This is a genomic window from Streptomyces sp. NPDC054842, from assembly GCF_053611025.1.
Genome location: NZ_JBSGZN010000039.1, coordinates 17,659 through 38,885 on the forward strand (window position 1 = coordinate 17,659; position 21,227 = coordinate 38,885).

Here is a 21,227-nt window from a genome sequence, read left to right on the forward strand (position 1 = left end):
GCGGCGGGCAGGGCCGCGCCCGCGTGTCAGGCACGCCGATCGGGAGAATCGCCTTCCCCGAGGCATGCGGCGCGTATTACGGGGAAGGAGAGCCGCGGTTCCGCCGGCAGGCCGGAAGGAGCCATGGCCGTTGGGAAAGCAGCGGCCGACTGCAGTCATGACCGGCTCAGCCGGTCGGAAAGTGACGGGTGTGCGCCGGGAGACGGTACGGCGACTGCAGGTCCGCCAGGCCGAACAGGGGCCGGGCGGCATTCTGCTGCGCGTCTCCGGTGAACTCGACGTGCACACCGGCCCCCAGCTCCGGGAGGCCATCGGGCGGGCCGTTCCCGAGCTCACCGGCGGAGACCTCGAAGTCGACCTCTCGGCGGTCGCCGTCTGCGACGCGGGCGGCCTCTACACGCTCCTCGGGGTCAGCGACGCCCTGCACATGATCGGCGTCAGGATAGTGATCACGGGCACCAGCCCCTGCGTCGAAGCCGTCCTGGACTCGACCGGTCCGCTCACCCGCCTGCCCCTGCGCGACACGGCCCGCGACCGGCCGGCCGGGCACGCACGCGACCCCCACGAACCGGGGCGCCAGTCCCACGGACAGGGGCAAGTGACCCACGCGCAGGAACACGAGTCCCACGGACAGGGACGCGAGACGCTCAGGCCGCCCGGACACGGGCACACCACGCACGGGTACGGGTACGGGCGCGGCTACGACCGGCCGGATTCGCCCGCCTCCTGAAGAAACCTTTCTGGCCCGGTCGCGGGTGGCGGGGCGCGCTCACTCGCGGTTGTGCTCGCGGGCGGCTGACCGCTTGTGCGCGAGGGCGCCTGATCGCCGGCTCGATCACTTTCGGAGGGGCGCAGTCGGCCCCGTGGGTCTCGGCCGCGGCCTCGGCGCCGGGCATTCCGCGGAAGGCGGCGGTCCATGGCCCCTGCACGGCGACGGCGCGACCGCCCGCCGTACTCGGATGCCGGAGCCCGGCGAGCTGAAGGTGACCGCCCAGGTGGCGGCGGTGCCTCGGGCGGGGCTTTCCGGGCCCCCGCACCCTTGCCGCGGCGGACACCGGAGACCGGCGGACACCCCTTCCGCCGGGGAACGGCGGAGGGGTCCGACCGCCCCGCACAGGAAACCGACCAGCGCAGGAACGCGGCCCGCACAGAAACCCGGCCCGCGTAGGACCCGACCCTGCGGCGGGCAGAGGCGCCTAGTGATCTGGTCTTGAGTTCACGTCTCGCCACGTGAGTCGTGGTTCGTTTCAGATTCGGCTCGGGCGGTGACAGCGGCTGGCGGCTGCGGTCTGCTGAAGGAATGGGGGACAGCAGGCTGCAACCGCTGGTGTTATCCGAGGACGAGCGGCTGGTGTTGCAGGGGTGGGCCAAACGGCGGACAACCGCGCAGGGTCTGGCCAAGCGGGCACGGATCGTGCTGGCCTGCGCGGACGGGCTGAACAACACTGCGGTGGCCGCGCGGCTGGACACTGATCGTAGGACCGTGAGCCGGTGGCGGACCAGATTTCTGCAACGCCGTCTCGATGGCCTGTCCGACGAGCTGCGTCCCGGCGTGCCCAGCACCATCACCGACGCCCAGGTGGAAGAGGTGGTGGTGCGCACGCTGGAAGAGGTGCCCGAAGGCGCCACCCACTGGTCGAAGCGGGAGTTGGCCCGGCGGGTGGGGATCTCACCGACGAGTGTGCTGCGGATCTGGCGGGCCTTCGGGCTGCAGCCCTGGCGCACGGAGACCTTCAAGATCTCTCCGGATCCGCTGCTGATCGACAAGATCCGTGACGTGGTCGGGCTGTATCTCGCCCCGCCGGCGAACGCAGCCGTCTTCGCGGTCGACGAGAAGCCGCAGATCCAGGCCCTGGAACGCACAGCTCCGGTACTGCCGATGGTCCCGGGCATCCCCGAGCGCCGCAGCTTCGACTATGTCCGGCACGGCACCGTGGACCTGTTCGCCGCCCTGAACACCGCCACCGGCAAGGTGATCGGCAAGCTGTCCGCGCAGCACCGGGCCGTGGACTTCCGCGACTTCCTCGACGAGATCGACCGCCAGACCGATCCCGGCCTGGCGGTCCACGTGATCTGCGACAACCTCTCCGCCCACAAGGCGCCGGTGGTCCACAAGTGGCTACTGGCCCATCCCCGGTTCGAGCTGCACTTCACCCCGACCTACTCGTCCTGGATCAACCAGGTCGAGCGATGGTTCGCCGAACTGCAGCGGCGCTGCCTCGAACGCGGCGTGTTCTGCTCACTCGACGAGCTCAGGACCACCCTCGCGGACTGGATCAAGACCTGGAACAAGCAGGCCCGGCCCTTCAAGTGGACCAAGACAGCAGACCAGATCATCGACCGCATCTGCCGCTACTGCGACAGGATCTCCGGACCCGGACACTAGGACGCCTTGCCGAGCAGGGCGGCCGGCCCGATCGCGTCGGGGCCGAACTTGTCGCGGATCCGGTCGCTGACCGCCTCCGCGACCAGACGGGCCTCCCGGGCGCCGTCCAGACTGATCTGTTCGGCGACCTGTTCGGCGTCGACGAGATCCTCGGCCCTCAGCGCGACCCCCGTGAGCCGGCCGCGCTGGAGTCCGGCGGCGTCGATGAGGCGGTAGGCGGCCATGCGCAGGTCCTCGTCGTGGGCCGAGGCGGCCGGCAGACGACGGGTCCGCTCCCACGACGTGCCCCCGGCGAACCGGAGCGTCAGCGTGAGGCCGCGGGCCGCCTGGCCCCGTCGGCGCAGCCGGTGACCGAGCTCGACGACGAGGTCCAGCAGGGCCGCACGGACCGCGGCGCCGTCCAGGGTGTGCTGCGTGAAGGACCGCTGCACGCGAGCCGAGGCGGGGAGGGCGCGGGGCGCGACGGGACGGGGGTCGATGCCGCGGGCCCGGTCGGCGGCGAGCCGCCCCGCACGACCGCCCAGGACGCGTTGCACGGTCGCCGGCGGTACCGAGGCGAGCAGGCCGACGCAGTGCACGCCGTAGTCCCGCAGCGCCGCCGCCTGGCGCGGCCCGATGCCGTGGAGGGCTTCGACGGGCAGGGGCCCCAACCAGTCCGTCACCTGTTCGGGCGCCACCGCGAGGACGCCGCCGGGTGCGGCGACCTGGCCCGAGGCGGTGGCGGCGACGGTGATCGTCGGGCCGATGCCCACACGGACGTCGACGCCGAGCCGCGAGATGGTCCGGATGCGCAGCATCTCCCCCAGCGCCCGGGCATCCCTGCGGTGGTAGCGCAGGGCGCCCTTCAGCTCCACCAGGGCGGCGGTCGGCGGCAGGGCCTGCACCACGGGAGACAGTTCCGACAACTGCTCCAGCACCTGCCGGTAGACCTCCTCGGGCAAGGCGTCCGGGCAGCGCACATGCATCACACTCGCCACCTCCGACGTCCGGCGCGGTTCCGTACCTGCGGTCATGACAGCCACCTCCTACCCCCAGAGTATCGAACATGAATTCGAACACGCGAGGTGGCGAGACCCGGCCGGTCTCGATCTAGAATCGGATACATGTTCGATGACCTACCGCCTGACCTGGCGCGCCTGCTGACCCTGCGGGTCTGGCACGCCATGTGGCTGGAGCGCATCGACCGGAAGATCGCGGCCGTCCGGAGCATGGAGGCCGAGCGGGAACAGGGGCGCCGCAGCCGTCCCGCCGCGCCGGACTGGATCGTCGAGCTGGGCATCGGGGAGGGCCGCCTGCCCGTGGAACTCCATGCGGGTGACTGCTACGCGGCGGGCAAACGGCGCCGTCCCGTCAGCCGCGAGGAGGCGCGCAGCCTGCTCGCCTCGGGGCTACGGGCGTGCACCCACTGCGAACCCCAACTGGAACTCGGCATCCTGGAGTAGGGCGCACCGCCCGCGGCGCCGACCGGGCCTTCGCGGTATCGCGTCGCGCAACACCGGGTGCCGATTCGACCTTCGCGGTATCGCGCCACTCAACACCGGGCGCCGCACCCGCATCCACGGCATCCGCATCCCCGCAACACCGGGCGGGAAGCGGCATCCACGGCAACGCGCCCCACTGTCACGCCTGGCCAGGGTGCGCCTCCGTCTTCAGCGCCCAGTACTCCCCGGCGCAGCCCGCGGGCAGCGGAGGGAAGCGGTGGCCGCGGACGTCCGTGCTCCAGTGGTGCTCACCACCGCAGTCGCATTCGTAGATGCCGCTGTCCGGCACGATCTGGCCGGGGTGGTACGTCTCACGCTCGCTCATGCCCTCTGTCTACGACGCCGGTCCTCCGCCCGCGACCCGGTGCCACCCCGGCAGCCTCAGTTCCGAAGTTCCGACGCGCCTGCCGGGGCGGGGGCGACAACGCCGGAGGCGGCGGAGCGGGTGACCGACTGTCGTCCCGGCGGCACCGGGCCCAGGCCGCTGCTCCGCAGGCCGCCGCGGGTACGTGGACTTCGGGACGGCCGTCATCATTTGGTGCCGGGGCGTGGGCGTCCGTGCCCGCATCGGTAGCGGCGTCGATGTCGATGCCCGTACGAGCGTCGGCGGCCCCGTCGGGGGCGCAGGCGTGCGGCACCGCGTCCGGCGCGGCAGGGCCAGGCATCGGCTCTGGCTCCCCGCCCGCAGGACGTGCGGCACCGGGATCCGCGTCCGCCGCGCCACTCCCGCCGGACCTCTCGCCCTCACCCGCACGGGTGAACAAGGGCGCGGTGCCGGTGATCGAGAGAAGCCTGTGCAGGGCGGCACCGGGCGTCCGGACGACCACCGTCCTGCCGTCCTCCAGGGCCCGTCGGCGCAGGCGCAGCAGGACGTTGAGTGCGGAGCAGTCGCAGAAGCCGACCCCGCCCATGTCGACGTCGACGCCGCCGACCGAACCGGCGAGGGCCGCAACCAGGTGCTGTTCGAGCGTCTCCTCGGTGTCCATGTCGATGTCACCGCTCACGGTGACGACCGTCCGGTCGCCGGCGGGGACCGCCCGGACCGTCGGCTGCGGGGGGCCGCCCGCGCGCGGCGGCACGGCGGGACCCGCGGAGACGTGGCCGTCCCCGGTCATGAGCTGCGCGGGATGCGCACGTCGTTGCATGGCAGTCGCTCCCAAGGCATCCACCGTCTCCGCCCTTCAGACTCGGCCCGGCACAGCGTATACGTCAAGAGATACAGGAAATCTCTTTCACCCTTTTGTTTACGCGAATCGAACGTCCTATCCTGGCGGTATGGGAGGAGTATCTGAGACGCGCGTCGGCTGGACGTTCCTCACGAATCACGCCCGCGTACTGGCCGCGATCGCCGACGACAACACGACGCGCATCCGCGACATCGCCGCTCGCTGCCGGCTGACCGAGCGAGCCGTCCAGAAGATCGTGTCCGACCTGGAACGGGACGGCTATCTCACGCACACCCGGCAGGGGCGCTCCAACTCGTACCGCATCGAACGGGGCACCGTCCTTCGTCACCCCGCCGACGCCGGGCTCACCGTCTCGGATCTGCTGACCCTCATCGCACAGCAGGACGGGCGGCCCCGGGAGCTGCAGACGGCGGTGACGCGGGGGCAGGCCCGGGAAGCCGAGCGATGACCACGACACCACCCCACGAGAGCGCCCGGAGGGACGGGCGACCCGCCGGGCCGCAGGACGGCGACGCCGCACGCGACGCACTCGGACAGGAGTTGAGGGACCTGCTGACTCCCGGCACCCCGACCCCGGCGGCGCCGGAGCCGGCCGCCGGACAGCCGTCCCCGCGGGCGGTGCGGGACGCGGTGCGCATGTCGCGCCTGGAGGACGAGAACCATCAACTGCAGGAGGCGGTGCGCTCGCACGCCGTCGTCGACCAGGCCATCGGCGTCGTCCTGGCGGTGGGCCGGCTCTCCCCCGACGCGGGCTGGGAGGTGCTGCGGAGCATCTCCCAGAACACCAACATCAAGCTGCGGCACGTGGCCGAACTGATCGTCGACTGGGCGCGCACCGGCCAACTGCCCGCCGACGTACGCGGCCGGCTGGAGCACGAGCTGGCCACGCGCGGCGACCGGGACGCGACCTGACGGGACCAGGCCGCCGCCGTGACCGACGGACGTCTGCCGAAGAGAGTGAGAGTTGATGCGTGAGAGGCACCGGCCGGGGTATCCGGGCTGTGCCCCCACCGCGGACACCGCCTGTCCAAGGCGTCGTTGTGAAGGAGAACGACCATGCTGATGGCCCACCCCGCCGTCCTGGCGAACCTCATCTCCCAGTACGAAGCCCTCAGCGCGCTGCACGCCGAGGACGGAAACGAGGACGCCCGCCGGCGCCTCGAGGACGTCACCTACACCCTGTGCGTCGCGACCGGCACTCGTGACGTCGACGCGGCCCTCATCGCCGCCCGGCACCGGCTGCCCGGGGCCCGCCCGTTCGACGACTCCGTCCTCACCGCGCCCACGGAAACCACCCGCACCGCCGACAAGGAGAGCCTGGCCGCTCTCTAGCCCTCCAACCACCCCCGTGGGGCACACGGCGCCGGTGGCGGAAGTCCCGTGAAGAGGTGTGGTCCGAAAGCCCGGAAGGGCTCGGACCACACCTCTTCCGCATGCGACGGCACATGACACATCACACGCCGCCGAGTACCGGGGACAGCGCGTGCCGTCTCCGACGGGGGTGACTGACACCTCTCCCTCCCCCAGCTTCCGGGCACCCACCCGCATCCCCTCGCTGTCAGGCACATGAGTCTCGCCCGTGCCGGCAGCCGTGTCGCACCACCGCCCCTCCGAGGCTCTCCCGGCCCGTCCGGCCGCCGTTTCGCCTGCTCTCCCCCGGGTACTGCGACAGCCCGTTCCCCACACATGTACGGCCGTGACAGCGGTGGCCGGTGGCAGCCGGCCAAGCGTGCCGCGGGCACGGCCGCGAGGAGGCATCGATGAGCGCGTCCCCCGTGTCACCCGCCAAGGCGGCCATCGTCACCGGCGCCGACTCCGGCATCGGCCGGGCCACCGCCGTCCGGCTCGCCGAGGCGGGCATGGACGTCGGCATCACCTGGCACAGCGACCACAAGGGCGCCGAGAAGACGGCCGACGAGGTGCGCGCGCTCGGCCGGCGCGCCGCCGTGGCGCAGCTCGACCTCACCCGGCTCCCGGAGGCCGCCGACACGATCGACGAGCTGGCCGACCGGCTGGGCCGCCTCGACGTGCTGGTCAACAACGCGGGCACCGGCACCGCCACGCCCTTCCTCGACCTGCGGCTCGACGACGTACGAAGGGTCCTCGACATCGACCTCGTGGGTCCCTTCCTGTGCAGCCAGCGCGCGGCCCGGCGCATGATCGCCCAGGGCGAGGGCGGGCGTATCGTCAATGTCACCTCCGTGCACGAGCATCAGCCCCGGGTCGGCGCCGCCCCCTACTGCGCGGCCAAGGGCGGCCTGGGGCTGCTCACTCAGGTGATGGCACTGGAACTGGGTGAGCACGGCATCACCGTCAACGCGGTGGCGCCCGGTGAGATCGCCACACCCATGACGGGGCAGGAGGACACCGACGTGCACACCGAGCGCCGTCCCGGCATTCCCCTGGGCCGTCCCGGGGACGCGCGCGAGATGGCTGCCGTGATCGCCTTCCTCGCCGGTCCGGACGCCTCGTACGTCACCGGGGCGTCCTGGGTGGCGGACGGCGGCATGGTGCGCATGGGTCCGCAGGCCGGCTCCCACCTCCAGAGCGACGACTGGCGGCGTCCCTGAGTCAGGGCACACATCATGGGCGCCCATCACATCACCGGTCGTCCGCGACAGCTGACCGCACCGCCCGGCACATCAACTTGCTTGTGCAGCGCGCGAGTTGAGAAGTAATACAGGAGTCGCACACAAGAGGCGCCCCTTCCCTCCGGCACCAATGGAGCCGGCTCACCCGATGACTCGGTCACCGGTTCGGGAAGGCGCGCCTCTCGCATGTCGTCGGGGCCGGCACTCAGCCTCTTCACAGCCTCTTCCTGAGTCGAAGGCGGGTGACTCACCGGAGAAGGGTCACTTCGACATGGGTACTTCTGTTCACCCCGGCGGGCCGGTCACTTCACACACAGTGGGCCCCCGGCTTTGCTAACGGAATATGACCGACTCCCCGTCACATCAACTGACTTCGCAGGTCAGGGGGGTTCATGGACACGTACGGAAGTCGACATGTCCCACCTGCCGACAGCCCTGTGGGCCGCCTCCCCCACCTGGCTTGTGCGGCAAGTGAATTGAGCTGGACAGCACTGAGCAGGGAACATTCCCTTCCACTCATGCGTACTATCTCTAGGCTGGTGCCCGCAGCAGTAGTTGCGACTGCAGCCGAGTCCAGTCATCGCAAACGGGAGACAACCCCCATCCCTTCGCGAGCCCGGTGCCCTCATTCTCCACGCCGTGGCCGCGAATTCGAGAAAGGCCGCCGGCATGACCGACACCCAAGCCCGTTCCACCGAACTGACTTCGCAGTACATCGCCCAGGTGACGGGTGACCTCGAGCGGAACGTCAAGGAGCAGGAGCGCATCGGCACCGAGATCGAGGCCCTTCAGGAGCAGCTCCAGGCCCTGCAGCACGACCACACCGTGCTGGTCACCATGCAGCAGGCGCTCAGCGCCGGGAACATCGCCGCCGCCGAGTCGGCCGCGCGACTGGACACCAAGGCGACGCCGACCGTTCCTCACCAGGCGACGGCCGAACCGAAGCAGGCCAAGGCCGAGCCGAAGCAGAGCAAGGCGAAGAAGGCGGTCTCCGCGAGCGCCAGGAAGTCCGCGGCCAAGAAGCCCGCCACCAAGGCCCCCTCCAAGGCGCCCGCGGCCAGGAAGTCCTCCACGTCCGCGAAGACCTCCACGGCCTCGAAGACCTCCTCAACCTCGAAGAGCTCCTCGACCGCGAAGCCGGCCGCCGAGACCGCTGCGCCGGCGGCGGAGAAGACGGACAAGGCAGCCGCGAAGCCGACCCTCGTCGAGCTGATCCGCGGCCACCTGGAGCAGCAGAGCGAGCCCCGCTCCGCCGCCGAGATCGCCACCGCGCTCACCGAGGCCCACCCCGACCGCAGCATCAAGATCACGGTCGTGCGCACCACGCTCGAAGGTCTCGTCGCCAAGAGCCACGCCCACCGCAGCAAGCAGGGTTCGTCCGTCTTCTACACGGCCGCGACCTCTCCGGAGCAGGCTTCGGACACCCCGCAGACGGAGGCCGCAGCCGGCTGAGCACCGCCGACCGCTCACCGCCCCGGCGAAGGAACGGCGGGTCAGCGGCGGAGCACGCGGTGCGGCACCGCCTCGGTCATGCCGGTCAGGTGCGGTGCGGGAGCTTGAGCGCACGGGTCGGGCGCGCGTCGTGGCGTCTGCGGCGAGGACGCCCGACTCCGTCCGGTGACACAGGTCCGGGCGGGGTGCTTCATGCCCCGGGTGCCTCGGAGTCGGCTTCATGCCCCGTGCGCCTCCGAGTCGGCCAGCCCGCGCACGCCGTTCCGGGCGTCCGGGTCGTGCCGCACAACTGCCGTAGTGCGATGGGCAGTTCAGCCCAGCCATGGTCACCCATGAGACGACCGGACCCGTCGACCCACCTGCACATCGCGGGGACGCTCGGTTGGCCGGGTCCGCACTCCTCTTAGGTGTAGGCCGCCGAACGCGCGAACCCGGCGCGCGGACGAGCACGACATGAGGGTGCGCCCCAGCGGACGCACCCTCAGACCATCGACCTGCTACCCGGCATGTCGTCGACGCGGGTCAGGCAGGCGCTGACTCCAAGGCGATGCGCACCCTGACGCGCTTGCCGACGGGCTCGCGCCGGACGTCTATGTCACCGCAGAGCGCGGTGACGATCTCCAGGCCGTGCCGTCCGATCCGGCCTGGATCGGGCACGTCCGGGACCGGCACCCTGAAGCTGCTGTCCCACACCCTTATCTCCAGCGACCGGCCGACCACCACCAGGTCGAGGGCGCAGGGCCCCGGCGCGTGTTTGCACACGTTCGTGACGAGTTCGCTGACGACCAGCTGCACCGCACCGACCACCTTGGTGGACAGCGCGATGCGGTACGCCCGTTGCAGCCGTTCCATGAAGTCGGCGGCGAACTTCCGCGCCGCCCTTATCGATTCCGAGGCGCCGTCGTAGACGGCTCCGGCCCACGGCGACAGCCCTGGCAGCACCATGTCCGCGCCGCCCTCGCCAGCAACAGCTTCCACCATCCCGGTCCCCTTGCCCGGACCGGCACGCTCGGTCCGACTCCGCGCGTCTACCCCCGATGCGCCACCGAACACCCGTCTGTGCCGCGCCCGTTGGCCTGCCGGGTGCCGGGGCGGCGGCACGGCGCCCCGGCTGTCCGTAAGGGAACGTCGTCTGCCCGGCGCCGTGTTGCTCAGCCCGGCTTCCACGGACGAGGCACCTGCGACCGGGAGGGCATGCGCCCCCCCCTGCTCCCCCTGGCCCCGGACAAGTCGCCTGGTCAGGTCGTGATCACGCGTTTGCCGGGTACAAGGACCAGACCACCGAGCAGGTTCCAGGGAGAGGAGCGGTGCCTTGAGTCTGACGGACCAGAGATCGCAGGGGGCGGACGAGGCGGGCGCGTCCACCGAGCACGCGAGGGAAGCGCTGCAGGCCGGACAAGCCTCCGCCGCCGGTCAGGGCGAGGAGTCGGAACTCGAGCGCGTCAACCGGCGCTGGAACGAGATACTTCAGGAGACACGCGTCGCGCAGACGGGTGTGCAGATCCTGTTCGGCTTCCTGCTGAGCGTCGCCTTCACTCCGCTGTTCCGGCAGTTGGGGACCTTCGACCGGACGGTCTACGTCCTCACCGTGGTCCTGGGAGCGGCCGCGACCGGCGCCCTCATCGCCCCGGTCTCGATCCACCGGTTCCTCTCGGGCCAGCGCATGAAGGACGAACTGGTCGCCGCCGCCGGTCGGTTGATGATGTGCGGCATCGTCCTGCTGGCGCTCACCATCGGGTGCACGGTGCTCATCATCCTGCACGTGGTGCTGCCCAGCCTGCTGGCGGAGATACTGGCCGGCGCGGTCATGCTCTGGTTCGGGTTCTGCTGGTATCTGCTGCCGTGGATGCTCAGGCGGCGCTCCGACAAGGCGAACGGCGGTGCTTCGCGGTGAGGGGGCGCGTGGGCGTCGGCACCGTCATCGGATGGCCCCTCCGTCCCCGGTCGGCGGCACCACGGCGCTGATCGCGTCACCACGGACCTGCTGGCGGGCCGCCGTGACCAGAAGCACCGACGTGAGAGTGCTGTCCGGACCGCCAGGGCCCTGATCCCCGAGCAGCCGGTCCACGCGGGTCGTCGCGGCGGCCCGGGAAGGCGCCCCCGGCGCCCGGCCCACCGCACACCCCGGCGCCCGGTCCACCGGGCGCCGGGGTGTCCGCGGTGACGGGACGGACGCACGTCACCGCGCGTCTCCGTCGAGCGGAAGGGCCATGGCCGCCTGCACGTCGTCGGCCGGCACGAAGAATCCCGCGGTCCCCGTCACGTCGAAGAGCCTTCTGACGGTGTCGCTGAAGGGCCCGGTAACGATCATGAGCCGTCCGCGGGCCCGGTGGGCGCGCTGCGCCGCGAGCAGTACGTGCAGGATCGAGGAGTCGGCGAAATCCGTGCCGGAGAGATCGACGATCGCCCGGGAGGCGTCCACCCGGTGTGCGAGGTCGAGCGCCTCCTCCAGCACGGACGCGCTCGCGTGGTCGATGCCGCCCCCGGCCCGCACCACGAAGGAGTCCTGGGCCGACCCGTGCGTGACGGTGGCCTCCAACTCGTCGGACACGGTGGCTCTTTTCCGTTCGCACGACGCTCGGGCACTCTCGTGGACGGGTCCCGGAGACATCGGGTGCCCGGTGTTGCTTCCGGGTGTGCGGGGCCTTCGGCGCCGCCCCCGCGGACACCGCGCGGTGCGGGTCAGGCGGGCTGCCTCGGCGGCAGGCTCTGGTAGTAGCTGCCCACCCGCTCCAGGAAGGCGGGATCCAGCGTCTCCCGGTCCGTCTTGAACAGGGGCGCCGACTTCACCTCGTCCCTCGTGCACACCACGGTGATCTTCTGTGCCTGCGTGTCGACGCCGGTGACCACGCCGACGGGCACCAGGACGCTCTTGCCGAAGACCCAGACACCGGTGTCCACGATCAGGTGGCGCATCCCGGAGTCGTCGGCCTGCCGGTCGACGTGCCCTATCGTCCCGTCGGTCGCCTCGACGACGTACCCGGTGAGGTCCTGCCCCTCCGAGTAGGCGCACTGCGGTGGATACGACCAGATTCTTTCGGTGATCACGCTGCTCCTCTCCTCCTCCGCCACGGTTGCGGTCCGCCGACGACCGCCCCGCGGCGGGGAATTGCCAGGTGGAACGCGAGAGGCGGAGAGACTGCTCCGCCGCGCTCCACAGCAGCCAATACCCCCCGAACGGAGCCGCATTCGGCGGGGCGTCGGGGCTCGCGTGACGACCCGTCAGGTGCCGGGGCGGCCCGCGACCTCGTCGAAGCCCCGGCCGCGCTCACCGGGCGGCGCGGTGAGGTGGCCGCGCGTCCCCGTCACGTCGAGGATCCGCTCCAGGACGTCGGGCCGTCCGTCCAGGTGGAGCCGGGTACGGGCCGCGTCCGTACGCCTGCGGATCATCAGCAGGGCAGACAGGCCCATGGAGTCGATGCCGTGCAGCTCCGTGAAGTCCAGGCGCAACGAGGCAAGTTGGAGCGGACCGGACGGGGGCGTGCCGAGGACGGAGTCAACGGCGGCCAGCAACTCGTCGCAGGTCTCGTGGTCGAGGTCTCCGGCGATGCGGACGACGGCCTCGGTGGCGTCGGTGTCGACGGTGTCGACGGTGACCGAGAAGGGCGGTGGCTGAAGGGTGGTCATGCGGGCTTTCCGGTGCCGGGGCTCTTCGATGCCGGGGTGCGCGTCCCGAGTGCCTCCCGTGCCACGGCCAGGGTGCGGCAGGCGCGCGGGAAGTCCTTGAGCTGCCCGGCGAGCAGGTCGAGGGCCGGGTCGAGACTGCGAACGGGGACGTGGCGGGCGGCGAGGATGTCGGCGGTCCAGACGATGAACGTCGTGAACAGTTCCGGGTCGCCGACGTACAGGGCGGTGGCCAGGTAGTCGACGATGTGGGCGAGGTCCTCGGCCGTGTGCTCGCGCTGCTGGTCGGTGTAGCGGCGCATCGGGCTGAACCGCTCCTCCAGCTGCGTCAGCGTCTCCCGCACGAGGTGCCGGCGGGTCCGTACGACCATGGTGTATTCCTGGTCGGCCAGGTGCGGCAGGGCGTCCACCGGCTGGTGGAGGGCGAGCGGATCGGGCCGGGAGAGACCGCGTTCGAGTGCCGCCGCGGCCTCCCGCGCGTCGAGGGCCCAGGCATCGGCTCCCACCGCGCGGGCGTAGCGGCCGTCGGGGCCGAAGGCGGCGCCGCCCACCATGACGGGGACGCCTGCGGCCTGGCAGGCGGTGACGGCGGTGTGCGCCGTCGGCAGGTGCGTGGGAATGGACGAGGAGAGGGCGACCGCGTGGGGCCCGGTCCGGTGCAGGTGCGCGATGAGGTGCGGGGTGGGCACCTGGGCGCCGAGGAAGTCCACCTGCCATCCCCGGAGCCGCAGCACCTCCGAGAGGAGCCTCGCGGGCAGCGCGTGCCACTCGCCGTCCACACAGGCCACGGTGACACGGGGCCGGTTCGGGGCGCCGGACGGCTGCGGGCGGGGGCCGGTGTGATGGGCGAGCGCGGCGATGACCCGGTCGTGGATCGCGGTCGCCGCGTGTTCCTGGGCGACGGTGATCCGGTTGGCGGCCCACTCGGCACCCACCTTGGCCTGCACCGGGGCGATCAGGTCCAGCAGGACCGATTCGGCATCCGCCGCCGACGCGTCGAGGGCGTCGAAGACCACGGCGGAGGCACCGAACTCGTCGCCGTCGCGGACCGCCGCCCACAGGCGTTCGCGGGCGGACTCGAAGACCGCGTCGCCGGTGGCGCGGACGGAGGAGACAGTCATGCGGTGTACCTGCCCCGTGTGTGGCCGTTCACCGCGCTGAGGTGCGCGTGGTGCGGCGCGGTGACCGCGACCACGGCCATGTCGTCGTGGGCGCCGCGGCCGACCCACTGCGAGGCCAGCATCTGGACGTGCTCCACCAGCGCCTCGGCGGGCATCGCCGCGCACTGCGTGAGCGCGGTCGTCAGCCGCTGGACGCCGAACAGTTCGTCGCCGAGCGGTCCGCCCCTGGCCTCGGTGATGCCGTCGGTGAAGAACAGACAGGTCTCGCCGGGGGCCAGCTCCACGTCGGCGGTGGTGGAACTGATGTCCGGGAAGGCGCCGACGAGCGTCCCGCGGGTGTTGGCCGTCTCGACCCGGCCGTCGGCCCGGACGATCAGCGGTGGCGGATGTCCGGCGCTGGTGACCCTCAGGTGGACCGAGCCGCCGCGGCGGACCACCGAGGCCAGGGCCAGCGTGGCGAAGCGGGTGTGGTGCGAGTTGATGAGCGCGCCGTTGAGCAGCCCGAGGAGTCGCTGGTGGTCACCGGCGAGCGGGAGCAGCGCCTGCACGGTGTTGCGGATCTTCCCGGTGAGCACCGCAGCCTCCAGGCCCTTGCCGCACACGTCCCCGAGGACCACGAGGGACTCCTGGTCCTCGTCGGCCCCGGGGTGGACGTCGTAGAAGTCGCCGCCCACGCGCTCGGACTGCCCCGAGGGGCGGTAGGCGCCGGCGAACTCCACGCCGTGCACGTTCCGCAGTCGCGGCGGCAGCAGTTCGCGCATCAGGGTGCCGGTGATGGCCGCCTGCTCCGCGTACATGCGGGCGGCCGACATCGCCGCACCCGCCCGGGCCGCGAAGAGGCGGGCGAAGATCTCCTCGCTGTCGGTGAAGGCCGTCTGCGCGCTGGAGCGGAGCAGGACGAGCGCGCCGGCCGGTACTCCGTGGCCGGGCAGCGGGGTGACCACGGCGGAGCCTACGGGGCCGGTGAAGTCCGCGGGGACGGCCCACTCGGGCACGGCGGCGGGGTCGATCCACCGGGACGGCACGGGTGGGAACCCCCGCAGGGCGTCGCTCAGCCCGGGAACCTCCTCGGGGTCCGCCTGCACCACCCTGTGCTCGACCTCACCACCGGTACCGCAGAACGTCAGCGGCAGCCGGTGGCCGCGCGCGGGGGCGACGATGACGGCGGCGTCCGCCAGGTGCTCGGCGGCCATCCGCGCCGTCGCCTCCATGCAGCGCTCGACGTTCAGCGAGGACAGCAGCGTGCTGGAGGCGCCGGCCAGCACCGCGGTGCGCCGGCGTTCGGTCGCGAGCGCCTCCTCGGCGAGCCGCCTGTCCGTGTCGTCGACCAGCCACCACACCACGTCGCCGTTCCCGGTGCGGGTGGGATGCGCCTCGAACGAGCGGTCACCGACCCTGCCGTGCGCGGGCGGCCGTCCCCCGGGGGCGTCCGCGCCCCCGGCCCGGTTCCCGACGCGGACGTGGGCGTCCGCCATCCAGACCGGGACCACGTCCTGGAGCCACGCCCCGCTCACGGCGTCCGGGAACAGTGCCGCCGCGGCGGCGTTCACGTCGAGGACACCACCCGCCGGGTCCGCCACGACGACGGGACAGGGGGCGGCGTCCCACATCGCGCCCAGAAGTGCGCCACGCGAGCTGACAGGGGTCTGCTGGGGAGTGTCCACATTGAAGGCGCGCGTCCGCGAGCCCACCGCCCTTCCGGCGACGACGACTGTTTCCGTCCGACAACCATCTCCTGCCGGACGGCGCAACTGCAAGTCGCATCCGCGGACTGGTCCCCACGGGAGGCCGATGGCCACGTGAGCACGGTCACGGCCAGGGCGTCCCGGGACGACCCGCCTTCCGGAGCCGGGCCCGCCCCGGGAGCCGGGGCGCACACAGCGAAGCGGCGGGGCGCGGACCTACTGCCGCACCCCGCCGCCGCGCCAAGTCACCGTCTGCGGCCGGCCCAGCCGCTGCCGATCCCCGCGACGTGCAGGGCCAGCAGAGTGAGCCCGATCAGCATGAAGTTGGTCGAGGTGAACACGTCGTTCGTCGAGATGTCCGCCGCGTTGATCAGGAACGCGATGAAGAACAGGACCGCTGCCACGATGCCGAGCATTTGGATCTCCTTTTCGAAGTGGTGAACTCCGGATGCCCCCAAGTCGGCGCCCGACACTGCCCGTTCGGACCCCGTGATGCCGGACCCGGACATCACGCGGATATGCCCCCGGCGCACGGGGTCGCGAGGCGTACGCGAGACACGGGAGGGAGCAGGGCGACCGATGTGCGCGGAGGCGGCGACCGACGCGCGTGCGGGAGCGGGCGGCATCCGTCACCGGACGCCGGTGTGCGGTGCCCGCGGGGGCCCGCCGACGCGGGGCGGGCCCGTCGCACCGGCCGGACCGACGCAGCGCCGGACCGCGGCACGCCACGCGCGCCGCCCCGCGGACCGGCCGCCGCACTAGGACAAGCGGCTGACCTCGACCGCGAACTGCGCCCCGGCCAGCAGGGCCAGATGGGACACCCACAGCCAGATGAGGAAGACGACGACGCCCGCCAGGGAGCCGTAGAGGCGTCCGTAGTCGCCGATGCCGGAGGCGTAGAGGGAGAAACCGGCCGAGGCGACCAGCCACAGCACCGCCGCCACGACGCCTCCGGGCAGTGCGTGCCGGCGCTGCCGCGCCACCGGCGGCCCGCTGCGGAACAGCACGACGACCAGCAGCGCCACCAGGCACACCAGTGCGGGCCACCGCAGCAGATACCAGGTGGCCTCCCCCGTCCGGCCCGTACCGCTGCGTTCACTCAGACCCTCGGCCAGCGGTCCGGTGAGCACCAGGGCGAACGCGCTCGCGACCAGCAGGGCGAGCAGGGACAGGGCGGTGAGCACGATCCGGGGCACCTTGCGCCAGAGCGGACGCCGGTCGGGGATCCCGTGCATCGTGTGCAGCGCGCGCCGGAACACGGCGAGGTAGCTGGAGGCCGACCAGAGCGAGGCGATGCCTCCGGCCACGGCCACCGTCAGGGCCGCGGAGCGCTCGTCCGCCATGTCCCGCAGAGCGCTGTGCAGTTGGGCGCCGGACTCGCCCGGCGCCCAGGTCGTGACGTGGTCGATGAGCCGGTCGGTGAGATCGGGACTGACCAGTCCGATGAGCGAGACGGTCACCAGCAGGGCGGGCACGAGCGCGAGGACGGCGTAGTACGTCAGGGCCGCGGCCCAGTCCGAGACGTTGTCGTTCCACATCGCCGCCGGGACCCGGCGCATGGCCGTCGGCCAGACCGCTCTGGCCCGCGTCCAGGCCGGAATGTGTGTCGCGCTCGTGCGCAGGGTCACGCGTCCTCCTGGGGGTGCGCCTGCAAGGGCTAGTACCCCCTTTTACCGGCTGGGGGCGTCCGCGGCCGTCACGACTTCAGGAAGTCCGCCAGCCCTTCCAGGAGCCGGTCGACGTCGCTCGTGTCGTTGTACGGCGAGAGGCCCAGGCGCAGGCCGCCGGTCTCGCCCAGGCCCAGGTGACGGGAGGCCTCCAGCGCGTAGAAGGACCCGGCGGGCGCGTGCACGCCGAGGCCGCCGAGGAAGTGGTACGCGTCGACGGCGGGGCGGTCCTCGAAGGTGACGAGCAGCGTTGGCGTACGGTCGGCGGCCCTGGAGTACAGGGTGATGCCGTCCAGCCGGGAGAGGCCGCTCTCCAGCCGCTCGCGCAGCCCCGTCTCGTGGTGGTCGACGGCGGCGAAGGCGGCGCGCAGGCGCTCCCGCCGGCCGCCCTCCTCCGCGGCCCCGGGGGCGAGGTCCGCGAGGAAGTCGACGGCGGCCCGGGTACCGGCCAGCATCTCGTAGGGCAGGGTGCCGAGTTCGAAGCGCTCGGGGACCGCGTCCGTGGACGGCAGCAGCTTGTCCGGGCGCAGGGTCTCCAGCAGGTCGGGCCGCGCCGCCAGGACTCCGTGGTGCGGGCCGAAGAACTTGTAGGGCGAGCAGACGAAATAGTCAGCGCCGAGTCTCTCGACGTCCACGAAGTCGTGGGCCGCGTAGTGGACCCCGTCGACCCAGAGGAGCGCGCCGGCCTGGTGGACCAGGCGGGCGATCTCCGCGACGGGCGGACGCGTGCCGATGAGGTTGGACGCGGCGGTGACCGCCACCAGCCGGGTCCGCTCGCCGAGCAGCTCGCCCACGGCGGAGGCCGGCAGTTCGCCGGTGTCGGGGTCGAAGTCCGCCCAGCGCACCACGGCGCCGGCGCGTTCGGCGGCCTGCACCCACGGGCGGATGTTGGCGTCGTGGTCCAGCCGGCTGACCACGACCTCGTCGCCCGGCTCCCACGTCGCGGCCAGCGTCCGGGCGAAGTCGTACGTCAGCTGCGTGGCGCTGCGCCCGAAGACGACGCCCGACGCCTCGGCGCCCAACAGGTCGGCCATGGCCTGCCGGAACTCCCGGACGGCGGTCTCCGCGTTCATCTCGCCGGGGACGGTCGCCCCGCGGATCGACAGGGGACCGGCGAGCGCGTCCACGATGGCGGCCATCACCGGTTGCGGCGTCTGCGTGCCGCCCGGCCCGTCGAAGTGCGCGGTTCCGGCGCGCAGGGCGGGGAATCGGGCGCGCAGGGCGCCGACGTCGTACGTCACCAGGGTCTCCTCACGGGACGGGGCCGCTTTCCCGTCGCGGGACGGCACGGGCGGGCCTCGTCCGACGGTCGCGAACGGCTGCGGACATGCACCGCGGTCGATCATCGCAGGGACCGCGTCCGGGGCCGGGACCGAGGCCCCGCACCGCGGGAGCGGGGGCGTGTGCCCGCCATCGCCAGAGACAAACACGCACGTCAGAGGCGTGTTCCGGTGATCGTGGGGCACCAGGAGTGGCGGAGGTCGATAGATATGGTTCCCCTGCTTCTCGTACTGCTTCTGGCCCTGCTGCTCTTCGGCGCGGGGTTCGCCCTGAAGGCGCTGTGGTGGATCGCGGTCATCGTGCTCGTGGTCTGGCTGCTGGGCTTCGTGATCCGGCCGGGGGCGAGCGGCGGCCGACGCGGCCGCTGGTACCGCTGGTGACGTTCCCCGCGCAGAGAAGAGGCCCCACCGTCCGACGGTGGGGCCTCTTTGCGTGTGGTGCCCGTAGCCGGGCCGCGTGGCGGCCGGCGGGAAGGCGTCCCGCCGGCCGTCCGGTCAGCCGTGCTCGCCCTCGGGGTCGAGGTGGGGCAGGGCCCGGTCGAGCCATCGCGGTGTCCACCAGGCGCGCGGGCCCAGGAGCGTCATCACGGCGGGCACCAGGAGCAGCCGTACGACGGTCGCGTCGATCAGCACGCTCACGGCGAGGCCGAGACCGAGCATCTTGACCACGATGTTGTCGCTCACGATGAACGCGGCGAACACGCTCACCATGATCAGGGCCGCGCACGTGATGACGCGGGCGGTGATCTCCAGGGCGTGGGCCACGCTCGCCCCCGCGTCGCCGGTGCGCAGCCAGATCTCGTGGACGCGCGACAGCAGGAAGATCTCGTAGTCCATGCTCAGTCCGAAGATGATCGCGAACATCATCATCGGCACGTAGCTCTCGATGGGCACCTTGCCCGACACGCCCAGTGCGGGCCCGCCCCAGCCCCACTGGAAGACGGCGACGACCACGCCGTAGGAGGCGGCGATGGAGAGCACGTTCAGGACCGCCGCCTTGAGCGCGACGAGGAGCCCCCGGAAGACGATGAGGATGACGAGGAAGGCGAGCGCGACGACCACCGCGATGATCAGCGGCAGACGGCTGGAGACGATGTCGCGGAAGTCGACCTGGGCGGCCGTGGTTCCGGTGACGTAGCCCTTGGCGGCGGTGCCGGACACGGCCTGCGGCAGGGTCTCGTCGACCAGGCGGTTCGTCAGGTCGGTGGTCACCGAGCTCTGCGGGGCCTCCTTGGAGTAGACGGTGCCCACGAGCACGTCCCCGTCCTTGGTGGCGGTCAGCGGTGTGGTGGTGGCCGCGCCCGGTACGCCGGTGAGCGACTTCTGCGCCTGTGAGGCCAGGGTGGACCGCTGGTCGGAGGGCACACCGGTCTGGTCGATGACGACGGTGAGCGGGCCGTTCGACCCGGGTCCGAAGGCCCGCGACATCGTGTCGAAGGCGCGCCGGTCGGTGAACGACTTCGGATCCGCGCCGTCGCCGATGTGCCCGAGCTGGATGGACAGCACCGGGACGGCGAGCAGCAGGACCACGGCGGTGCCGCCCGCGAGGAACCACCAGGGGCGCCGCTGCACCCGCTGCGCGTAGCGGTGCCAGGTGCCGTGGGCCGGTTCGCCGGCGGGCGCGTCGGTCTCCGCGACGGGACGGCGCACCCGGTAGCGGTCGATGCGTCGGCCGATGAGTCCGAGCAGGGCCGGTACCAGGGTGAGGGCGCCGAGGACCGCCGAGACGACGGTGACCGCCGCGGCCACGCCCAGTTTGGCGATGAAGCCGACCCCGGAGACGGACAGTCCGGCGAGGGCGATGATCACGGTGCAGCCGGAGACGAGCACGGCCCGCCCGCTGGTGGCGGTGGCCCGTCCGGCCGCCCGCACCGGGTCGGCGCCGTCGATGAGGTGCTGCCGGTGACGGGTGATCAGGAAGAGGGCGTAGTCGATGCCGACGCCCAGTCCGATCATGGTGGCGAGCGTCGGTGACACGGTGGCGAAGGTGAAGGCGGCGGCCAGCAGTCCCAGGCAGGCCAGGCCGCCGACGACGCTGATGAGGGCGGTCAGCAGCGGGATGCCCGCGGCCAGCACACTGCCGAAACCGACCAGCAGGACGACGATGGCCACCGCGAAGCCGATCAGCTCGCTGACGCGGTCGTCCGCGGCCGGCCTGGCCAGTTCACCGAGCGGACCGCCGTAGTCCACGCCGACGCCGGCCGCGCGCAGGGGCTGCACGGCTTTGTCGACACCGTCGAGGTAGGAGTCCCCGAGCGTCGACGGCTGCACGTCGAACCGGACGGTGATGTAGGCCGTCTTCGCGTCGCCGGACAGCGGGCCGACGTTCTGCTGGGACGCGGGCGGGGTGGAGCCGGGCGGCGGGAGCGGGTTCTGCGCCGACAGCACGTGCGGCAGCTTCCCCAGGTCGGTGACGGTCTGGCTCATCTGCGAACCGAACGAGGTCAGGGGCGTCTTGGCGTCGTTCAGGACGATCTGGCTGCTGTAGCCCCCGGCCGCCGGATCGTGCTTCTGGAGGACGTCGAGGCCCTTCTGCGACTGGACGCCGGACAGCGAGAAGTTGTCCGAGTACTCGCCGCCGAACGAGCGGTCCAGGACCTGGAGGGCGACGATCGCGACCAGCCAGGCGACGATGACGACGGCGAAGTGCCGGGCGCACCACTCCCCCAGCCTGCGCAGTTTCCCGGCCCGTGCCTGTCCTTGGCCGGGAGTGGTGCGGCTGGACGGCATGGGCTGCTCCCCTGGGCGACATG

Annotated in this window: 23 protein-coding genes; 10 read left to right on the forward strand and 13 right to left on the reverse strand. The window is 72.0% G+C overall.

What is annotated here, in order from left to right; all coding sequences use genetic code 11:
- Window positions 1-190 precede the first annotated feature (190 nt).
- Complete coding sequence (locus ACWGIS_RS26655) at window positions 191-730, forward strand: STAS domain-containing protein (RefSeq protein WP_453364978.1); 540 nt, start codon at window positions 191-193, stop codon at window positions 728-730.
- A gap of 570 nt (window positions 731-1,300) precedes the next feature.
- A complete protein-coding gene (locus ACWGIS_RS26660; protein WP_453364979.1) occupies window positions 1,301-2,386 on the forward strand; it encodes an IS630 family transposase in 1,086 nt (361 codons plus the stop codon).
- On the opposite strand, the gene ACWGIS_RS26665 is transcribed toward ACWGIS_RS26660, so the two are convergent.
- Window positions 2,383-3,399 carry a DNA polymerase Y family protein gene (locus tag ACWGIS_RS26665; protein WP_453364980.1) on the reverse strand — a complete coding sequence of 339 codons (1,017 nt, stop codon included), beginning with the start codon at window positions 3,397-3,399 and terminating at the stop codon, window positions 2,383-2,385. The genes ACWGIS_RS26660 and ACWGIS_RS26665 overlap by 4 nt on opposite strands.
- A gap of 90 nt (window positions 3,400-3,489) precedes the next feature.
- On the opposite strand from ACWGIS_RS26665, the gene ACWGIS_RS26670 reads away from it, so the two are divergent.
- On the forward strand, window positions 3,490-3,828 hold the full coding sequence (locus ACWGIS_RS26670; protein WP_453364981.1) for a DUF6233 domain-containing protein: 339 nt from the start codon (window positions 3,490-3,492) through the stop codon (window positions 3,826-3,828).
- A 178-nt stretch (window positions 3,829-4,006) separates the two neighbouring features.
- Here the strand turns inward: ACWGIS_RS26670 and ACWGIS_RS26675 are convergent, their stop codons facing one another.
- On the reverse strand, window positions 4,007-4,192 hold the full coding sequence (locus ACWGIS_RS26675; protein ID WP_453364982.1) for a hypothetical protein: 186 nt from the start codon (window positions 4,190-4,192) through the stop codon (window positions 4,007-4,009).
- On the reverse strand, window positions 4,179-5,012 hold the full coding sequence (locus ACWGIS_RS26680; RefSeq protein ID WP_453364983.1) for an STAS domain-containing protein: 834 nt from the start codon (window positions 5,010-5,012) through the stop codon (window positions 4,179-4,181). The genes ACWGIS_RS26675 and ACWGIS_RS26680 overlap by 14 nt, the downstream gene beginning before the upstream one ends.
- A gap of 130 nt (window positions 5,013-5,142) precedes the next feature.
- Between ACWGIS_RS26680 and ACWGIS_RS26685 the strand changes: the two genes are divergently transcribed.
- The 5 genes from ACWGIS_RS26685 to ACWGIS_RS26705 all read left to right on the forward strand — a co-directional run bounded on the left by ACWGIS_RS26685 (window position 5,143) and on the right by ACWGIS_RS26705 (window position 9,097).
- The gene (locus tag ACWGIS_RS26685; RefSeq protein WP_453364984.1) at window positions 5,143-5,502 is read left to right on the forward strand and encodes a helix-turn-helix transcriptional regulator; all 360 of its coding nucleotides are present in this window, start codon (window positions 5,143-5,145) and stop codon (window positions 5,500-5,502) included.
- Window positions 5,499-5,966, forward strand: coding sequence for an ANTAR domain-containing protein (locus tag ACWGIS_RS26690; RefSeq protein ID WP_453364985.1), 468 nt, complete (start codon window positions 5,499-5,501; stop codon window positions 5,964-5,966). The genes ACWGIS_RS26685 and ACWGIS_RS26690 overlap by 4 nt, the downstream gene beginning before the upstream one ends.
- Window positions 5,967-6,110: 144 nt before the next feature.
- Window positions 6,111-6,386, forward strand: a complete 276-nt coding sequence (locus tag ACWGIS_RS26695) for a DUF5133 domain-containing protein (RefSeq protein WP_453364986.1) — start codon at window positions 6,111-6,113, stop codon at window positions 6,384-6,386.
- 428 nt (window positions 6,387-6,814) lie between these two features.
- On the forward strand, window positions 6,815-7,624 hold the full coding sequence (locus tag ACWGIS_RS26700) for an SDR family oxidoreductase (protein ID WP_453364987.1): 810 nt from the start codon (window positions 6,815-6,817) through the stop codon (window positions 7,622-7,624).
- A 690-nt stretch (window positions 7,625-8,314) separates the two neighbouring features.
- Window positions 8,315-9,097, forward strand: a complete 783-nt coding sequence (locus ACWGIS_RS26705; protein WP_453364988.1) for a hypothetical protein — start codon at window positions 8,315-8,317, stop codon at window positions 9,095-9,097.
- 522 nt (window positions 9,098-9,619) lie between these two features.
- Here ACWGIS_RS26705 and ACWGIS_RS26710 read toward each other — a convergent pair.
- Entirely contained in the window at window positions 9,620-10,078 is a 459-nt protein-coding gene (locus ACWGIS_RS26710) for an ATP-binding protein (protein ID WP_453364989.1), read from the reverse strand.
- A 403-nt stretch (window positions 10,079-10,481) separates the two neighbouring features.
- Between ACWGIS_RS26710 and ACWGIS_RS26715 the strand changes: the two genes are divergently transcribed.
- Window positions 10,482-10,991 (forward strand): DUF6328 family protein, encoded by a 510-nt coding sequence (locus tag ACWGIS_RS26715; RefSeq protein ID WP_453365041.1) that lies wholly within the window; start codon window positions 10,482-10,484, stop codon window positions 10,989-10,991.
- A 285-nt stretch (window positions 10,992-11,276) separates the two neighbouring features.
- On the opposite strand, the gene ACWGIS_RS26720 is transcribed toward ACWGIS_RS26715, so the two are convergent.
- The 8 genes from ACWGIS_RS26720 to ACWGIS_RS26755 all read right to left on the reverse strand — a co-directional run bounded on the left by ACWGIS_RS26720 (window position 11,277) and on the right by ACWGIS_RS26755 (window position 18,435).
- A complete protein-coding gene (locus tag ACWGIS_RS26720) occupies window positions 11,277-11,648 on the reverse strand; it encodes an STAS domain-containing protein (protein ID WP_453364990.1) in 372 nt (123 codons plus the stop codon).
- A gap of 131 nt (window positions 11,649-11,779) precedes the next feature.
- Window positions 11,780-12,145: a PRC-barrel domain containing protein gene (locus ACWGIS_RS26725; protein ID WP_453364991.1), complete on the reverse strand. Its 366-nt coding sequence runs from the start codon at window positions 12,143-12,145 to the stop codon at window positions 11,780-11,782.
- 174 nt (window positions 12,146-12,319) lie between these two features.
- A complete protein-coding gene (locus tag ACWGIS_RS26730; RefSeq protein WP_453364992.1) occupies window positions 12,320-12,724 on the reverse strand; it encodes an STAS domain-containing protein in 405 nt (134 codons plus the stop codon).
- Window positions 12,721-13,842, reverse strand: a complete 1,122-nt coding sequence (locus ACWGIS_RS26735) for a cobalamin B12-binding domain-containing protein (RefSeq protein WP_453364993.1) — start codon at window positions 13,840-13,842, stop codon at window positions 12,721-12,723. The genes ACWGIS_RS26730 and ACWGIS_RS26735 overlap by 4 nt, the downstream gene beginning before the upstream one ends.
- Entirely contained in the window at window positions 13,839-15,452 is a 1,614-nt protein-coding gene (locus tag ACWGIS_RS26740) for a SpoIIE family protein phosphatase (RefSeq protein ID WP_453364994.1), read from the reverse strand. The genes ACWGIS_RS26735 and ACWGIS_RS26740 overlap by 4 nt, the downstream gene beginning before the upstream one ends.
- Before the next feature lie 320 nt (window positions 15,453-15,772).
- Entirely contained in the window at window positions 15,773-15,943 is a 171-nt protein-coding gene (locus tag ACWGIS_RS26745; RefSeq protein WP_453364995.1) for a hypothetical protein, read from the reverse strand.
- Window positions 15,944-16,285: 342 nt separating this feature from the next.
- Window positions 16,286-17,155, reverse strand: coding sequence for a YihY/virulence factor BrkB family protein (locus ACWGIS_RS26750; RefSeq protein WP_453364996.1), 870 nt, complete (start codon window positions 17,153-17,155; stop codon window positions 16,286-16,288).
- Window positions 17,156-17,223: 68 nt separating this feature from the next.
- Window positions 17,224-18,435, reverse strand: a complete 1,212-nt coding sequence (locus ACWGIS_RS26755; RefSeq protein WP_453364997.1) for a cysteine desulfurase-like protein — start codon at window positions 18,433-18,435, stop codon at window positions 17,224-17,226.
- Between the two features lie 249 nt (window positions 18,436-18,684).
- Between ACWGIS_RS26755 and ACWGIS_RS26760 the strand changes: the two genes are divergently transcribed.
- Window positions 18,685-18,855, forward strand: a complete 171-nt coding sequence (locus tag ACWGIS_RS26760) for a hydrophobic protein (protein ID WP_121408063.1) — start codon at window positions 18,685-18,687, stop codon at window positions 18,853-18,855.
- Window positions 18,856-18,969: 114 nt separating this feature from the next.
- Here the strand turns inward: ACWGIS_RS26760 and ACWGIS_RS26765 are convergent, their stop codons facing one another.
- On the reverse strand, window positions 18,970-21,204 hold the full coding sequence (locus ACWGIS_RS26765; RefSeq protein ID WP_453364998.1) for an MMPL family transporter: 2,235 nt from the start codon (window positions 21,202-21,204) through the stop codon (window positions 18,970-18,972).
- Window positions 21,205-21,227: the final 23 nt, after the last annotated feature.

Bases quoted from the DNA above. Each gene is read 5' to 3' on its own strand.
- ACWGIS_RS26660 (WP_453364979.1), top strand. From the start codon at position 1,301: ATGGGGGACAGCAGGCTGCAACCGCTGGTGTTATCCGAGGACGAGCGG.
- ACWGIS_RS26665 (WP_453364980.1), bottom strand. From the start codon at position 3,399: ATGACCGCAGGTACGGAACCGCGCCGGACGTCGGAGGTGGCGAGTGTG.
- ACWGIS_RS26670 (WP_453364981.1), top strand. From the start codon at position 3,490: ATGTTCGATGACCTACCGCCTGACCTGGCGCGCCTGCTGACCCTGCGG.
- ACWGIS_RS26675 (WP_453364982.1), bottom strand. From the start codon at position 4,192: ATGAGCGAGCGTGAGACGTACCACCCCGGCCAGATCGTGCCGGACAGC.
- ACWGIS_RS26680 (WP_453364983.1), bottom strand. From the start codon at position 5,012: ATGCAACGACGTGCGCATCCCGCGCAGCTCATGACCGGGGACGGCCAC.
- ACWGIS_RS26685 (WP_453364984.1), top strand. From the start codon at position 5,143: ATGGGAGGAGTATCTGAGACGCGCGTCGGCTGGACGTTCCTCACGAAT.
- ACWGIS_RS26690 (WP_453364985.1), top strand. From the start codon at position 5,499: ATGACCACGACACCACCCCACGAGAGCGCCCGGAGGGACGGGCGACCC.
- ACWGIS_RS26695 (WP_453364986.1), top strand. From the start codon at position 6,111: ATGCTGATGGCCCACCCCGCCGTCCTGGCGAACCTCATCTCCCAGTAC.
- ACWGIS_RS26700 (WP_453364987.1), top strand. From the start codon at position 6,815: ATGAGCGCGTCCCCCGTGTCACCCGCCAAGGCGGCCATCGTCACCGGC.
- ACWGIS_RS26705 (WP_453364988.1), top strand. From the start codon at position 8,315: ATGACCGACACCCAAGCCCGTTCCACCGAACTGACTTCGCAGTACATC.
- ACWGIS_RS26710 (WP_453364989.1), bottom strand. From the start codon at position 10,078: ATGGTGGAAGCTGTTGCTGGCGAGGGCGGCGCGGACATGGTGCTGCCA.
- ACWGIS_RS26730 (WP_453364992.1), bottom strand. From the start codon at position 12,724: ATGACCACCCTTCAGCCACCGCCCTTCTCGGTCACCGTCGACACCGTC.
- ACWGIS_RS26735 (WP_453364993.1), bottom strand. From the start codon at position 13,842: ATGACTGTCTCCTCCGTCCGCGCCACCGGCGACGCGGTCTTCGAGTCC.
- ACWGIS_RS26740 (WP_453364994.1), bottom strand. From the start codon at position 15,452: ATGTGGGACGCCGCCCCCTGTCCCGTCGTCGTGGCGGACCCGGCGGGT.
- ACWGIS_RS26745 (WP_453364995.1), bottom strand. From the start codon at position 15,943: ATGCTCGGCATCGTGGCAGCGGTCCTGTTCTTCATCGCGTTCCTGATC.
- ACWGIS_RS26760 (WP_121408063.1), top strand. From the start codon at position 18,685: ATGGTTCCCCTGCTTCTCGTACTGCTTCTGGCCCTGCTGCTCTTCGGC.
- ACWGIS_RS26765 (WP_453364998.1), bottom strand. From the start codon at position 21,204: ATGCCGTCCAGCCGCACCACTCCCGGCCAAGGACAGGCACGGGCCGGG.